This is a genomic window from Streptomyces aureocirculatus, from assembly GCF_000720475.1.
Classification (GTDB): Bacteria; Actinomycetota; Actinomycetes; order Streptomycetales; family Streptomycetaceae; genus Streptomyces; species Streptomyces aureocirculatus.
In genome coordinates this window covers 128,567-145,131 of sequence record NZ_JOAP01000001.1, presented here as the reverse complement: position 1 = coordinate 145,131, position 16,565 = coordinate 128,567, and the positions used below count along the sequence as shown (strand labels likewise).

At 73.6% G+C, this 16,565-nt stretch carries 2 protein-coding genes; one reads left to right on the top strand and one right to left on the bottom strand.

Annotated features, from left to right (window positions below):
• Positions 1-10: 10 nt before the first annotated feature.
• On the bottom strand, positions 11-1,462 hold the full coding sequence (locus IG78_RS0100560) for a WGR domain-containing protein (protein WP_030558863.1): 1,452 nt from the start codon (positions 1,460-1,462) through the stop codon (positions 11-13).
• A gap of 469 nt (positions 1,463-1,931) precedes the next feature.
• Between IG78_RS0100560 and IG78_RS41450 the strand changes: the two genes are divergently transcribed.
• Positions 1,932-16,562 carry a non-ribosomal peptide synthetase gene (locus IG78_RS41450; protein WP_051852243.1) on the top strand — a complete coding sequence of 4,877 codons (14,631 nt, stop codon included), beginning with the start codon at positions 1,932-1,934 and terminating at the stop codon, positions 16,560-16,562.
• Positions 16,563-16,565: the final 3 nt, after the last annotated feature.

The following is a 16,565-nucleotide window of genomic DNA, read 5'->3' as shown; positions in this document are numbered from 1 at the left end:
CCCCCGCATGTCACCGCAGTCGCCGGATGTCCCCTCGGACCCGGTAGAAACCTCCGGCGGCCGCATGCAGGGCGTCCACCACATAGCGCGCCCCCGGCTGCCGTATCGCGTGGGGGAACTGCACGTTCCAGGAGCCGTCGTAGCCCTCGGACACCACGTGCACCCGCAGGCGGCTGCCGTCCTGGACGCATTCGAGGACGACCGCGCCCGCGGGGGCGTGGGCGACGGTGGCCACCGCGGCCGCGGCCGTCGCCGGCGCGTAGGTCGGCAGGGCCGCGGCCAGCTTGACGTCCCGCGCCGCAGGCACCGTGCCCCGCTCCGCCGCGGTGATGGCGGCCTCGCTCGCGTCCACGCACACCAGCGCGCCGTCCGTCGTCACCAGATACAGCTTCTCGTCGCGGTACTGCATCGAGAGCGCGGAGCCTCCGCCCGTGCCGAGCTTCCACAGCCGCGTGCCGTCCCGGTCGAAGCAGTAGACGGACGACGCCGCGTCACCGGCGAAGACGAACCGCCCGCCCGGCGAGGTCGCGCACGAGTACACCGCGCTGTCACAGGCGTACGTGGCCTCGACCGCGCCGCTCGCCTTCGCGAGGCGCTGCACCACGCGGTGCGCCGTCCCCGCGTACACGGCGCTGTCCTCCTGCCAGCCGAACAGCACGTCGCCGCGGGTCTTCGTGTGCCACAACTCGCCGCCCCCGTCGGGTGCGTAGGCGGTGACGCCGCCGCTGTGACCGTGGTACACGGCCCTGTCGTCGGCGCGGACCATCCAGGCGCGCTCGCCGGGGCTGCGGCGCGCCCACTGGTGTTCGTCCTCGTGGTCGATGACGGTCAGACGGCCGTCGTGGTCCGAGACGTTGAGGATGCCCTCGTGGATGTCCAGCCAGAAGATGTCGACGTCGGCGGCGATGTCGTACGCCGCGAACGGGAGTTTCGACGACAGGTCGTAGACACTGCCGTCGTCACAGCCCGCGTAGATCCAGAAGTCGTCGGCGACCAGGCACTTGACGCCGTCGGGCAGGGAGAAGCGGGCGAGGACGCCGCCGTTGTGGTCCAGGGTGTACACGTCCCCCGCCTGGTTGCCGACCCAGCAGTGCTCGTCGTCGACGTGGATGCCGAACGCCGAGGAGCCGGTGCGGAAGCGCCACAGGACCGGCGCCACGGCGCGGGCGGTCGACGGCGCCGACGTCACCTGCCGCCGGGTCACCGCGCGCGGCGCGCGCTGCCCCTGCACGGCCGGGGCATACCCCTTGCCGACCTTCCCCGCGACCTTCTTCGCGGCCGCCGCCCGCGCCTTCGCCGCCGAGGCGAACGTCGTCGTCTGCGTCTGCCCGGCGGCGCCGATCCGCCCGTACCGCACCGTCACCGTCGTGCCGTCGACGGTCACTTCGTAGAACTTGTGCGCACCCGCGCCCTCTTGCGAAAGCTCCAGATACGTCGTCGTCACCGTGGACCCCGCAGACATGACAGACCCCTCCCCAGGGCGGACCCGCGGCGACTCCGGCGGGTCTCGATGGGGGAACCATAGGAGTAGCCACTGACAACGGGACGCGCCCGAAGCCATCCGCGTGCGGGCCAGATCCTCGGCCGTGACATGGATCCTCAAGGTCACGCGCGCGAGTCTCGTCCGTGTGGCCGGTCGCGGTCAGTGCTCCCGCAAGGCGAGTGCGTACTGCTCCTCTTCGCATCACAGGTTGGCTGGGAACAGATATCAGGGATGGCTGATATGGGCCGTACCCGAGCCCCTTCGGTCCGCATCTCTCCCCGTGGAGTGAGGGCGGTGTGACTCAACCGGCCCGGTACCGGGGCGAGTCGGCGAACTGGAACGAAGTGCCCCGGATCCGACTGCCGAACCTTCCGTCCGGACTGGCCTGAACGTTAGGGTCCTTGGTGTAGCCAACTACCACAGTGGCCACAGAAGGAGCGTGCCTAACATGGCTGTCCCGAGGACATCGTCCACCCCACTGGTCACACCGGACACGACTGTCGCGGCCCGGTTCGAGCAGTGGGCGGACGCCGCCCCGGACGCGGCCGCCGTGGTCGCAGGAGCCGACGCGCCCCTGACCTACGGGGAGTTGGACGCGGCCGCCAACCGCCTCGCACGCGTCCTGCACGCACACGGAATCGGCCAGGAGTCCGTCGTCGCCGTGGCGCTCCCGCGCTCGTCCGCGTACGTGGTCACCGTCCTCGCCGTCCTGAAGGCGGGCGGCCTCTACCTCCCCCTCGACCCCGAACACCCCGGCGAGCGGCTCCGGTTCCTGCTCGACGACGCCGCGCCCGCCCTGCTCGTCACCGACGCCCGCACCACGGCCGACCTGCCGGAACACGCCACCCCCCGCCTCGTCCTCGACGCGCCCGACACGGCGGCGGACCTCGCCGCGGCCACCGCGGAACGCCTGCGCGCGGCACGCCGCACGGAGCCGGACCAGCTCGCGTACGTGATGTACACCTCCGGCTCCACGGGACTGCCCAAGGGGGTCGCCATCACCCACCGGGGCGTGGTGGGCCTCGCCGCCGACCCCGGCTTCGCGGCCGGGCACCACGAGCGGCTCCTGATGCACAACACCCTGGCCTTCGACGCCTCCACCTATGACCTGTGGATACCGCTCCTCGGGGGCGGCACGGTCGTGCTCGCCCCGCCAGGACGCCTCGACGCCACCGTGCTCGCGGCGGCGATCGCCGAACACGGCGTGACCACCGTGACCCTGACGGCGGCCCTGTTCGCACTGATCGCCGACGACGACCCCGCGGCCTTCGCCGGTCTTCGCGAGGTGTGCCCCGCCGGTGAGGCGCTGTCCCCGGCCGCGGTGACCCGCGTCCTGCGCGCCTGCCCCGGCCTGACCGTGGTGAACGGATACGGGCCCACCGAGGCGACCGTGGCAGCCACCCTGTACCCGATCACCGATGCCGACAGTGTCGGCGACGTGGTGCCGATCGGCGAGCCGCTCGCCGCCCTGCGCGCCCACGTCCTGGACGAGGCGCTCGCCCCGGTGCCCGACGGCGGGACCGGCGAGCTGTACCTGGAGGGCGAGGGCCTGGCCCGCGGCTACCCCGGCCGCCACGCCCTGACCGCCGAGCGCTTCCTGGCCTGCCCTTTCGGTGACCGCCCCGGCGCCCGCATGTACCGCACGGGCGACGTGGTCTCCCGCGCGCCGGACAACTGCCTCACCTTCCACGGCCGCACCGACGACCAGGTCAAGGTCCGCGGCTTCCGCATCGAGCCCGGCGAGGTCGAGGCCGCCATCGCCACGCACCCCGGCGTGGCCCGCGCCGCGGTGGTCCTGCGGCAGGACCGCGTGGGCGAACGGCATCTGGTGGCGTACGTCGTGCCTGAGCCCTCCGCGGCGGCCGCGGACGGTGGCCCTGAGCCCCGTGTGGAGGCCGAGCGGCGGGTCGTCGAGGAGCGGGAGCGGGTCTACGACGAGGTCTATGCCACGCCCGACACCACGCCCGACACCACCTGGGGCGAGGACTTCACCGGCTGGAACTCCCACACCACCGGCGAGCCCATCGACCTCGACGAGATGCGGGAGTGGCGTGCCGCGGCGGTGCGGCACATCATGTCCTGGCAGCCGCGCAGGGTCCTCGAAATCGGCGCGGGGTCCGGCCTGCTGGCGTCCCGCCTGCTGCCCCACGTCGAGGAGTACTGGGCCACGGACCTCTCCGCACGAGCCGTCGCCCACCTCGCCCGCGAGGCCGAGCGGGCCGGGTTCGGCGACCGGGCCACGCTGCGCCACCGACACGCCGACGACGTACAGGGCCTCCCGGTGGGCCACTTCGACACGGTGGTCCTCAACTCGGTCGCCCAGTACTTCCCGCACGCCGCCCATCTGGACCGGGTGCTCGTCGGGGCCTTCACCCTGCTCGCACCGGGCGGGCGCATCGTGGTCGGTGACGTGCGCAACGCGGCCACGCTGCCGCTGTTCCACGCCGGGGCCCGGCACGCCCAGGAACCGGAAGGTCCTGGCGCCGAGCCGTCCGCGGTGCGGGTGGCGGTGGCCCGCGCGCTCCTGACGGACACCGAACTCGCCCTGCGCCCCGACTGGTTCACGCGGTGGGCCGAGCGCCACGGAGCCGCCGGGGTGGACGTCCGGCTCAAGGACGGCGCGGCCCACAACGAACTGACCCGTCACCGCTACGAGGTCGTCCTGCACAAGCCCGGCGGCACGGGGGCCGAGGACGTCAGCGCCGTTCCCGCGGTGGTGTGGGGCCGCGACGTCACCGACCTGCGCGAGCTCGAAGAGCAGGTGCGGAGCGGCCAGCCGGTGCGGGGGAGTGGCGAGCCGGTGCGGGGGAGTGCTGGGCACGTCCTGCGCGTGACCGGCGTCCCCAACGCCCGGCTGCGTGCCGAGGCCGCCCTGGCCGTCGGCGCCCGCCTCGTCGAAAGCTCCGCGACCGACGCGGCGGCGCTCGACCCGCGGCAGATCGCGGACTGGGCCGAGGCACGGGGCTGGGGCGCCGTGGTGACCTGGTCGCGGGCCATCGAGTGCTTCGACGTACTGGTCTTCACCGAAGGACCCGTCACGGGCCGCGTCCTCACCGGCACCTGCCTCCCGCCGGACCGCCCCGACACGCCTCGCGCCAACGACCCGGCCGCCGCCGCCCGGATCGGCGACCTGGTCGGCTCGCTCCGCGACCACCTCAAGGAGCGGCTGCCCGCCCACCTGGTCCCCGCCGCCGTCCTCGCCGTCGCCGAGCTGCCCCTGAACGCCAACGGCAAGCTGGACCGCCACGCCCTGCCCGCCCCTGACTTCGCAGCCCAGACCACGGGGCGCGCACCGCGCACCCCCCGGGAGGCGCTGCTGTGCGGCCTGTTCGCCGAGGTCCTCGGCCTTGACCGGGTCGGTGTCGACGACGACTTCTTCGCCCTGGGCGGCCACTCGCTGCTCGCGACGAAGCTCGTCAGCCGGCTGCGTGCCACCCTCGGCGCCGAGGTCGACCTGCGCACCGTCTTCGCCCACCCCACCGCCGCCGGACTCGCCCCCCGCCTGGACGGCTCCGCCCGCGCCAGGAACCCGCTCACCCGCCGCTCCGAGCGCCCCGAACGGCTCCCGCTCTCCGCCGCCCAGCGGCGCCTGTGGTTCCTCCACCAGTACGAGGCCTCGCCCACGTACAACATGCCGTTCACCCTCCACCTGACCGGGGAGCTCGACGCCGAGGCGCTGGAGTCGGCCCTCCACGACGTGATCGCCCGGCACGAGACCCTGCGTACCGTGTTCCCGCAGGCCGACGACGGGCCCTACCAGCGCGTCCTGGACGTCGACGAGGTCAACCGGGACCACCGGATCGCGCTTTCGGTACGACGGGCGGAGGGCGGGCCCGAAGACGGCGGGCCCGAAGACCGCGGGACCGCGCTCGCCGAGTGCCTCACCGCTGCCGCCCGCCGCCCGTTCGACCTGGCGGCCGAGCTCCCCGTACGGGCGAGCCTGTTCCGCACCGCGAGCGACCCCGGCTCCGATGGCGCCGACGCCCACGTCCTCGCCCTGGTGATCCACCACATAGCGGGCGACGGCTGGTCCCTGGCCCCGCTGGCCCGTGACCTGGCCGCCGCCTACCGCGCCCGCGTGGCGCACGCGGCACCGGACTGGGAGCCGTTGCCGGTGAGTTACGCGGACTACACGCTGTGGCAGCGCGACCTGCTCGGCGAGGAGGCGGACCCGCAGAGCCTGTTCGGCGAGCAGTATGCCTACTGGGCGGAGCAGCTCGCCGGTCTTCCGGAGACGTCGACACTCCCCGGTGACCGGCCGCGCCCTGCCGATCTCGACTACAGCGGCGACCGGATGCGGCGCACCTTCCCGCCCGAACTCCACCGCGGCATCACGGAGGTGGCGTACGCATCGGGAGCGACGCCGTTCATGGTGCTCCAGGCCAGCATGGCCGCCCTGCTGTCCCGCCTCGGCGTGGGCGACGACATCGCGATCGGCAGCGGCATCGCGGGCCGCACCGACGAGAGCCTGAGGGACCTGGTCGGTCTGTTCGTGAACATGCTCGTGCTGCGTACGGACACCTCCGGCGACCCCACCTTCGCCGACCTCCTCGCCCAGGTGCGCGAGACCAGCCTCGCCGCCTACACCCACCAGGACATCCCGTTCGACGCCCTGGTGGAGAAGCTCAACCCGCAGCGCTCCACCTCCCACCACCCCCTGTTCCAGATCGCCCTCGTCCTCCAGAACAACGAGGAGGCCGTCTACGAACTGCCGGGCCTGCGCGCCCGCGTCGACGACCGGGGCACAGGGACGGCCCGCTACGACCTGATGCTCAGCCTCACCGAGACCTTCGGGGACCGCTCCGCGCCCACGGGCATCGCCGTCACGGCCGAGTACTCCACCGAACTGTTCGACGCCGGCACGATCGAGGCCCTGATCACCCGCTGGCAGCGCCTCCTCGTCGCCGCCGTCGCCGACCCCGCCCTGCGCATCGGCCGCGTCGACCTCCTCACCGCCGAGGAACGCCGCGAACTGACCGCGCCCACCGGCCCCGCCGGGCCCACCGTCGCGGAAACCACCTTCCCCGAACTGTTCGCGGCCCGGGTGCGGCAGGCTCCCGACGCGCTCGCGGTGGAGTCCGCCGACGCGGCGTGGACGTACGCCGATCTGGACGCGCGGGCCAACCGGATCGCGCACTGGCTCATCGCCCGTGGCATCGGCCCCGAGAGCCTGGTGGCCGTGGCGATGCCGCGCCGCGCCGACCAGGTGGCCCTGTCCCTGGGCGTGCTCAAGGCGGGCGCCGCACATCTGCCCCTGGACCTGGAGTATCCGGCGGAGCGGATCGCGTACATGGTCGAGGACGCGGCTCCGGCGGCGATCCTGACGACCGCGGACTCCCTCGCCGAGCTGCCGCGAGGGCTCGCCGTGGACCCGGTCGCCGTCGACACCGATGACGTCCAGGGAGCCTGGCAGCAGGCCCCGGACACCGAACCGGACGTCGCCCTCACCCCCGCCCACCCGGCCTATGTGATCTACACGTCAGGATCGACGGGCCGCCCCAAGGGTGTCACCGTCACCCACACCGGGCTCGCCGCGCTCGCCGCCACGACCCGTGAACGCCTTGCCGTCGAGTCCACGTCCCGGATCCTGCAAGTGGCGTCGCCGAGCTTCGACGCGGCGTTCTGGGAGCTGGTGCAGACCCTGGCCAACGGGGCGGCCCTCGTCGTCCCGCGCATGCGGCGCCTGGTCGGCGACGACCTCCACGAGGTCCTTGCCGAGCGGGAGATCACGCATGTGATGCTGCCGCCGAGCGTCGTGGCCACCCTCCCCGACGAGGCCCCGCGGACCCTGCGCGCGCTGCGGGTCCTCACCGTCGGCGGTGAGGCCTGCCCACCGGGGTTCGCCGTGAAGTGGGGTGCGGGGCGGCAGGTCGTCAACGCCTACGGCCCGACCGAGACCACCGTCTGCGCCACGATCAGCGCACCCCTGACGGGTGACTCGGTTCCCATCGGCACCGCAGTGGCCGACGGCAGGGTCCGCGTCCTCGACGACCGGCTCGCCCCGGTGCCGCCGGGCGCCGCAGGCGAGGCCTACGTCGCGGGCCCCTCGCTGGCCCGCGGCTACCACGACCGCCAGGACCTGACCGCCGAACGCTTCGTCGCCGACCCCTACGGCCCGCCAGGCACCCGCATGTACCGCACCGGGGACCTCGTACGCCAGGGCGCGGACGGCCAGTTGGAGTACCTGGGGCGCGCCGACGACCAGGTCAAGATCAACGGTCTGCGCGTCGAACCCGGCGAGATCGAGACGGTGCTCGCGGACCACCCGTCCGTGGCGCGGGCCGTCGTCACGGCCCACGAGACGAACGGCGCCAAGCGGCTTGTGGCGTACGTCGTGCCGGATCTGGACGGCGCGCAGCAGGTCGCGGAGTCCGAGCAGCAGGTCGACGAGTGGGAGCAGATCTACGACGACGTCTACTCCACGGCGGGGACGCGGTGGGGCGAGGACTTCAACGGCTGGAACTCCAGTTACACCGGTGCGCCCATCGACCTGGACGCGATGCGTGACTGGCGGGACGCGGCGGTGCGGCAGATCACATGCCGGCAGCCGCGGCGGGTCCTCGAACTTGGCGTGGGCTCGGGCCTGTTGATGGCGCATGTCCTGCCCCACGTCGAGGAGTACTGGGCAACCGATCTGTCCTCGCAGGTGATCGGGCGGTTGACGAGGGAGGTGGCCGAGGCCGGGTACGCGGACAAGGTCACGCTGTGCCACCGGCACGCCGACGATGTGAGCGGCCTCCCGGTCGGACACTTCGACACGGTGGTCCTGAACTCGGTGATCCAGTACTTCCCGCACGCCGCCTATCTGGACCAGGTACTCGCCCAGGCCTTCACACTGCTCGGGCCGGGCGGCCGGATCCTGGTGGGGGACGTGCGCAACGCCGGGTCGCTGCACCTGTTCGCCTCCGGGGTGCACCACGCCCGGAGCGGCCCGGACGCGGCCACCACGCCGTCGGCGGCGCGGGCCGCGATCGAGCGGGCCATGCTCACCGAGCCCGAACTGGTCCTCGATCCGGAGTGGTTCGCGCAGTGGGGCTCGCGCCACGGCGCGGCGGGCGTCGACATCCGCCTGAAGACCGGGACGGCGCACAACGAACTCACCCGCCACCGCTACGAGATCGTCCTGCACAAGCCCGGCACCCCGGTCGAGGACGTCAGCGAAGCCCCGAGCGTGGCCTGGGGCCGCCAGGTCACCGACCTGCCCGGCCTCGAAGACCTCGTGCGCGCCCGGCAAGGGCACGTACTGCGTGTGACCGGCATCCCCAACGCCCGTGTGGAGGGCGAGGTGGCCCTGGCCGTCGACGCCCGGCTGATGGCGGCACGGGCAGGGTACCCGGCGCTGGACCCGCAGCAGGTGTGGGACTGGGCCGCAGCGCACGGCCTCGGCGCGGTACTGACCTGGGCGGACGGGGGCGACTGCTTCGACGCGCTGGTCTTCACCGATGCCGGAGTGACCGCCCGCGCCCTGACCGGGGTGTATCTGCCCTCCGGTCGCGGGGACAAACAGCTCGCCAGTGACCCGGCGGCAGCCACCGGGATCGGCGTCCTCGTCGGCTCGCTGCGCGGCTACCTCCAGGAACGCCTGCCCGCGCATCTGGTGCCCGCGTCGGTGGTCGCGATCGCCGCCGTGCCGCTGACCGCCAACGGCAAACTGGACCGGCAGGCGCTGCCCGTGCCCGACCTCGGCCCGCAGTTGGGCAGCCGGGGGCCGCGCACGCTGCGCGAAGAGCTGTTGTGCGACCTGTTCGCCGAGGTCCTCGATGTGCGGCGGGTCGGGATCGACGACGACTTCTTCGAGCTTGGCGGGCACTCGCTGCTCGCGACGAAGCTGATCAGCCGCATCCGTACCGAGCTCGGGGCAGAGGTGGAGCTGCGGGTGTTCTTCGCGCACCCGAGCGTGGCCGCCCTCGCCCCGCACCTGGACGTCGGCGGACGCACCCGGGCCCCGCTGACCCGCCGCCAGCCGCGCCCCGACCATCTGCCGCTCTCCTTCGCCCAGCAGCGCCTGTGGTTCCTCCACCAGTACGAGGGCCCCTCACCCACGTACAACATGGCGTTCGTGCTCCGCATGGACGGCGAACTGGACGTCGACGCCCTGGAGTCGGCCCTCCACGACGTGATCGCCCGCCACGAGACCCTGCGCACCGTGTTCCCCGAGGGCGCCGACGGCAGGCCCCGCCAGCACGTCCTCGCGCCGGAGCGGGCACGGCCGCCGCTCACCGTGCGGGCGGTGCCCGGCGCGGACGAGGCCGCCCGTGCCGTCGCCGAGGGCGCCCGGCACACCTTCGACCTGGCGGCCGACGTCCCCGTGCGCCCGAGCCTGCTCCGCACCGGTGACGACACGCACATCCTCGCCCTGGTGATCCACCACATAGCGGGCGACGGCTGGTCCGTGGCCCCGCTGGCCCGCGACCTGGCCACGGCCTACACGGCCCGCACCGGCGGCGCCGCACCCGCGTGGGAGCCGCTGCCGGTGAGCTACGCGGACTACACGCTGTGGCAGCGCGAGCTGCTCGGCGAGCCCGGCGACCCCGACAGCCTGTTCAGCGAGCAGTACGCCTACTGGGCGGAGCAGCTCGCCGGTCTTCCGGAGACCACGACCCTGCCCGGCGACCGGCCGCGCCCGGCCGTCCTCGACTACAGCGGCGACGTCCTCACCGGCTCCTTCGGACCCGAGATCCACCGGGGCGTCGTCGCGTTGGCACGGTCGGCGGACGCCACGCCGTTCATGGTCCTCCAGGCCACCATGGCCGCCCTCCTGACCCGCCTCGGCGTGGGCGACGACATCGCGATCGGCAGCGGCATCGCGGGCCGCACCGACGAGAGCCTGACGGACCTCGTCGGCCTGTTCGTGAACACGCTCGTGCTGCGCACGGACACCTCCGGCGACCCCACCTTCGCCGAGCTGCTCACCCAGGTCCGCACATCGAGCCTGGCCGCCTACACCCACCAGGACGTCCCCTTCGAGGCCCTGGTGGAAAGGCTCAACCCGCAGCGGTCCACCTCCTACCACCCGCTGTTCCAGATCGCCCTCGTCCTCCAGAACAACGAGGAGGGCCGGTTCGACCTGCCGGGACTCCGCGTGGGCGTCGAGTTCGCGGGCACCGGCACGGCCCGCTACGACATGCTCTTCAGCCTCAGCGAGACCTTTGACGACCGGACGGAGCCGGCCGGGATCCAGGTCGCGGTGGAGTACTCGACCGAGCTGTACGACGCGGCCACGATCGCGACCCTGATCGCCCGCTGGGAGCGCCTCCTCGCCACCGCCGTCACCCACCCCACGCACCGCATCAGCTACGCAGGGCTCCTCACCGAACAGGAACGGGGCGAACTCCTCGCCGCCGAGCGCGCACAGACCCCCCTCCAGGTCGAACAGGGCACGTTCCCCGAGCTGTTCGCGGCACGGGTACGGCGGGCGCCGGACGCCCTCGCGGTGGAGTCCGACGACACGGTGTGGTCGTACGCGGACCTCGACGCGCGGGCCAACCGGATCGCGCACTGGCTGACCGGCCGGGGCGCGGGGCCGGAGACCCTGGTGGGCGTGGCGATGCCTCGCTGCGCCGACCAGGTCGCGGTGGCCCTCGGCGTGCTGAAGGCAGGGGCCGCCTACCTCCCCGTCGACCTGGAGTACCCGGCGGACCGGATCGCGTACATGGTCGAGGACGCCGCACCGACGGCGATCCTCACCACCGCGGACTGCCTCGCGGAACTGCCCCCGGGGCTCCCCGTGGACGTCGTCGCCGTCGACGCCGAAGAGACCCGGGCCGCCTGGCGGCAAGCCCCCGACACCGCGCCACAGGTCCCCGTGGCCCTGGCCCACCCGGCATACGTGATCTACACGTCAGGCTCGACAGGACGGCCCAAGGGCGTGACCGTCACCCACGCCGGTCTCGCCGCCCTGGGGGCCACCAAGCGCGAGCGCCTGGCCATCGAGCCCGCGTCGCGGGTCCTGCAAGTGGCGTCGCCGAGCTTCGACGCGGCGTTCGGAGAGCTGGTGCAGGCCTTCACCAGCGGGGCCGCCCTGATCGTGCCCCGGCAGCGGCGCCTGGTGGGGGACGACCTCTACCAGACCCTCGCCGAGCGGAAGGTCTCCCACGCGACACTGCCGCCCAGCGTCGTCGCCACCCTGCCGGAAACCGCCCCGGGGACCCTGACCTCGCTGACGGCGCTGACCCTCGCGGGCGAGTCCTGCCCGCCGGACCTCGTCGACGCGTGGGCGAGGGGCCGCCGCGTCGTCAACGCCTACGGCCCGACCGAGACCACCGTCTGCGCCACCCTCAGCGACCCGCTGACGACAGGACCCGCCCCCATCGGCACGGCGGCCGCCGACGTCCGCGTCCGCGTCCTCGACGAGCGTCTCGCCCCCGTACCGGCGGGCACCCCGGGCGAGCTGTACGTGGCAGGGCCCAGCCTGGCACGCGGGTACCGCAACCGCCCCGCCCTGACCGCCGAACGCTTCGTCGCCGACCCCTACGGGCCCGAGGGTGACCGCATGTACCGCACCGGAGACGTCGTACGCCGCCTGCCCGACGGCCAGTTGGAGTACCTGGGCCGCGGCGACGACCAGGTCAAGGTCCGCGGACTGCGCATCGAGCCCGCCGAGATCGAGGCCGTCCTCACCCGGCACCCCCGCGTCGCCCGCGCCGTCGTCGTGGTGCGCGAGAACCGGGGGAGCGCGCAGCTCGTCGGCTACGTGGTGGCCACCGCGGCCGGGGTCCGGGTCAAGGAGCTGCGCAGGTTCGCCGCCGCGCGCCTGCCCGACTTCATGGTGCCCGCCGCGTTCGTCGTCCTCGACGCGCTGCCCCTGACCCCCAACGGCAAGCTCGACAAGGCCGCCCTGCCCCGCCCCGACAGCTCCGACGGCACCGCCCACCGCGAACCCGGCACCGCCGCCGAGCAGCTCCTGGCCACCGTCGTCGCCGAGGTGCTCGGCCTCGAACGCGTCGGCGTGGACGACGACTTCTTCGCCATCGGCGGCGACAGCATCCGCTCCGTCCAGGTCGTCTCCCGCGCCCGCGCCCACGGCATCGCCCTCACCCCCCGGCAGATCTTCGAACACCGCACCGTCGCCCACCTCGCCGCCCTCGCGAGCGGCCCGGCGCAGGACGCGAGCCCCGGCTCCGGGGCCGGGAGCACCGACGGGCCACTGGTCGCCGTGGCACCCAAGGACCGGGAGGCGTGGCAGCGGTCCTACCCCGGGCTCGCCGAGGTGTGGCCCGTGACGGCGGCGCAGTCCGGCCTGCTCTTCGAGAGCAGCCTCGCCGACGTCTCCCACGACGCCTACCACGTGCACTTCGTGCTGCGCCTCGGCGGCACCGTCGAGCCCGAGCGGATGCGGACGGCGGCGCAGGCGCTGCTCGACCGGCACGCCGCCCTGCGCACCGCCTTCACGACCGGCGCGAAGGGCGACCAGGTCCAGCTCGTCGTCGACGGCGTCCGGCTGCCCTGGCAGGTCGTGGACCTGCGCGACCTCGACGCCTCCGGGCGGGACGCGGCCCTTGACCGGCTCATCGCCGAGGACCGCGCCGTCCCCTTCGACCCGGCCGTGCCGCCGCTGCTGCGGATGACCCTCGCCCACACCGGCCCCGACCGCGCCGAACTGCTGCTCTCCGTCCACCACGTCCTGTTCGACGGCTGGTCCATGCCGCTGATGGTGGCGGACCTGCTGCACCTGTACGCCGCCGAAGGGGACGCCTCACAACTGCCGCCCGTGCGCCCCTACCGGGCGTTCCTCGGCTGGCTGGCGGAGCAGGACCCGGAAGCCGCCGCCAAGGCCTGGGCGCGTGAACTCCACGGCGTCACCGGGCCCACGCTCCTGGCCGGGCCCCCCGCCGCGGGCGCCGTCGAGCGGAGCGAGCCCGGCCACGTCGAGCTGCGCGTGCCGCCCCGCACGGTCCGCGCGCTCCAGGACCAGGCCGCCGACCTCGGCATCACCCTCAATACGGTCCTGCAAGGCGCCTGGGGACTGCTCATCGGCCATCTGACCGGACGTCAGGACGTGGTGTTCGGCACCACGGTCTCCGGGCGGCCGCCACAGGTGGCGGACGTCGACGAGATGGTCGGCCTGTTCGTCAACGGCCTGCCCGTACGCGTGCGGTACGCGCCCGACGACACGCTCGCCCAGGTCCTCACCGCCCTCCAGGAACGCCAGGCGGTCCTCCTGGACCACCATCACCACGGCCTCAGCGAGATCCAGAAGGCGACCGGAATCGGCACCCTCTTCGACACGATGCTCGTCTTCGAGTCCATACCGGTCGACCGGCCCAGGCTCGGCGCCGCCCTCGCGAAGTCCGGGCTCACCGTCACGGGCACGCGGGCGATCTCCGGCACCCACTACCCGCTGACCGTGATCGCGGAGCCGGACCTGCGGATGGACTTCCAGTACCGGGACGGTACCTTCGACCGGGCCGCCGTCGAGGCGATCGTCGCCCGCCTCGCCCGGATCCTGGAGCAGGTGGCCGCGGACCCCGACACCCCGCTCGCCCGCCTCGACCTGCTTGCCGACGACGAACGCGGCCTGCTCGACCAGGTCAACGACACCACCGTCGACGTACCCCCGTGGACGGTCACCCGTCTCATCGCCGAACGCGCCGCCCTGTGCCCGGACGCCACCGCGGTGACGGGGGACGACACCCGTCTGACGTACGCGGAACTGCGCGCGCGGACCGCACGGCTCGCCCGCGAACTGCGCGCCCGGGGCGCGGGCCCCGAGACCGTGGTGGGCCTGGCGCTGCCCCGCACCACGGACCTCGTCGTGGGCATGCTCGCCGTCCTGGAGGCGGGCGCGGCCTATCTGCCCATCGACCCCGCCTACCCCAGCGCGCGCCTCGACCACATCCTGGCCGACGCCCGCCCCGCCCTCGTCCTGACCTCCACGACCACCGCCCACGTACTGCCCGCCACCCACGACGTCCCCCGGCTGTGCGTCGAGCACGTCGACTTCGCAGACTTCGCAGCCTTCGCGGCCCCGGCGGCTCCGGGACCCGATGAGGATCTCCCGGAGGCACGGCCCGACAACGCCGCGTACGTGATGTACACCTCCGGCTCCACCGGCACCCCCAAGGGCGTCACCCTCACCCACCGCTCCCTGGTCAACGGCGCGCTGCTGCTCGCCGACGCCACCGGGATCACCGCGGAGACCCGCACCCTGACCGCGACCTCCGTCAACTTCGACGTGTCCGTCTTCGAGATCCTCACCACCCTCGCCGCGGGCGGCACCGTCGAGGTCGTCCGCGACATCCTCGCGGTGGGCGAGCGCGGCGGCTGGAGCGGCGGGCTGCTCAGCGCCGTGCCGTCCGTCCTCGCGGAAGTCCTCGACCAGCTCGACGACGGCGCGCTGCACGCCGACTCCGTCGTCCTCGCCGGCGAGGCCCTGCCCGCGGCACTCGTCCAGCGGCTGCGCCGGGCCGTCCCCGGCGCCCGCGTCGTCAACGCCTACGGCCAGACCGAGGTGTTCTACGCCACCACGTTCACCGCCGACGAGCACCTCCCCGACACGGGCGCCGTCCCGATCGGCACCCCCCTCGGCAACATGCGCGCCCACGTCCTCAGCCCCGCCCTCACCCCGCTGCCGCCCGGCGCGATCGGCGAGGTGTATGTGGCGGGCCACCTCGCCCGCGGCTACCACGGCCGTTCCGCCCTGACCGCCGAGCGCTTCGTCGCCGACCCCTACGGGCCGCCCGGCGCCCGCATGTACCGCACCGGCGACCTCGCCCGCTGGACCCCCGAAGGGCAGCTCGTGTACGCGGGCCGCGCCGACGACCAGACCAAGATCCGCGGCATCCGCGTCGAGCCCGCCGAGATCGAGGCGGCCCTGACCCGGCACCCGAGCGTCGCCAAGGCCGCCGTCGTGGTCAGCGAGGAACACGGCGCCCCGCACCTGCTCGCCTGCCTGGTCCCCGTCGACCCGGCCGTCGGCGGACCCTCCGACGGACAACTGCGCGCCTTCCTCGGCGAGCACCTGCCCACGTACCTCGTGCCCTCGCTCTTCCTGACCCTGGACCGCCTCCCGCTCACCCCGAACGGCAAGCTCGACCGGGCCGCCCTCGTCGAGCGGGCGAGTGCCGACCGCCCCGCCCAGGTCAACCGGGCCAACCCGCGCGACCACGCCGAATGGGCCCTCTACCAACTGTGGCGGCGGGTCCTGCTCACCGCCGACATCGGCATCAGGGACAGCTTCTTCGACGTCGGCGGTACCTCCATCTCGGCCATCAAGCTCGCCCACGCCATCCGCGAGGAGCTCGGCGAGGACATCTCGGTCCGCGACCTGCTGCTCCACCCCACCATCGAGGAGCTGGCCGAACGGCTGCGCCACGGCGCGTCCGACGCGCCGCCCAGCGACCTCATCGCCTTCCGCGAGGGCGAAGGACACGCGCGCGTGCTCTGCGTCCACCCGGCGGGCGGCACCGCGTTCTGCTATCTCTCCCTGGCCAAGGAACTCCCCGACACCGTAGGCGTGTACGGCATCCAGGCGCCGGGCCTGCACCAGGGCGGGACGTTCCTGTCGACGGTCGAAGCCATGGCCGAGGCCTACGAGGAGCTGGCGGCCCCGCTCCTTGACGGCGCCCCGCTGGTCGTCGTCGGGCTCTCCTTCGGCGGTCTGGTCGCCCACGAGCTCGGCCGCCGTCTCGCCGCCGCGGGGCACAACCGGCTGAGCGTCGTGCTCCTGGACGCGCCAGGGTCGGAGGACGCCGACGCGCGCGCCGCGGTCGGCCCCGTCGACATGGCCGAGTTCCGCGACAAGCTCGTCAAGTTCAACGGCATGTACCCCGGTATCGAGGACCAGCAGATAGAACGCTATTTCCAGGTCTACAACAACAACCGGCGCGCCATCGCCGCCTACGCCGCGCCGCCCTCCGCGGCCAGGACCGTCTTCGTGCAGGCCGTCGAGGAGGAGATGCCCGAGGCCTACCGCACGCAGGTCCGGGAGTTCTGGGAGCGGCGCGCAGGCGGCGGCTACCACGTGGAGCCGCTCGCCTGCGACCACTGGGAGATGCTCGAGAGCGACGAGGTGCGCCAGGTCGCCGCGCTCGTACGCTCCGAGCTGGCCCGCGCCCTCGGTGCGGACGGCAGGCCCTAGCCG

Bases quoted from the DNA above. Each gene is read 5' to 3' on its own strand.
- IG78_RS0100560 (WP_030558863.1), bottom strand. From the start codon at position 1,462: ATGTCTGCGGGGTCCACGGTGACGACGACGTATCTGGAGCTTTCGCAA.
- IG78_RS41450 (WP_051852243.1), top strand. From the start codon at position 1,932: ATGGCTGTCCCGAGGACATCGTCCACCCCACTGGTCACACCGGACACG.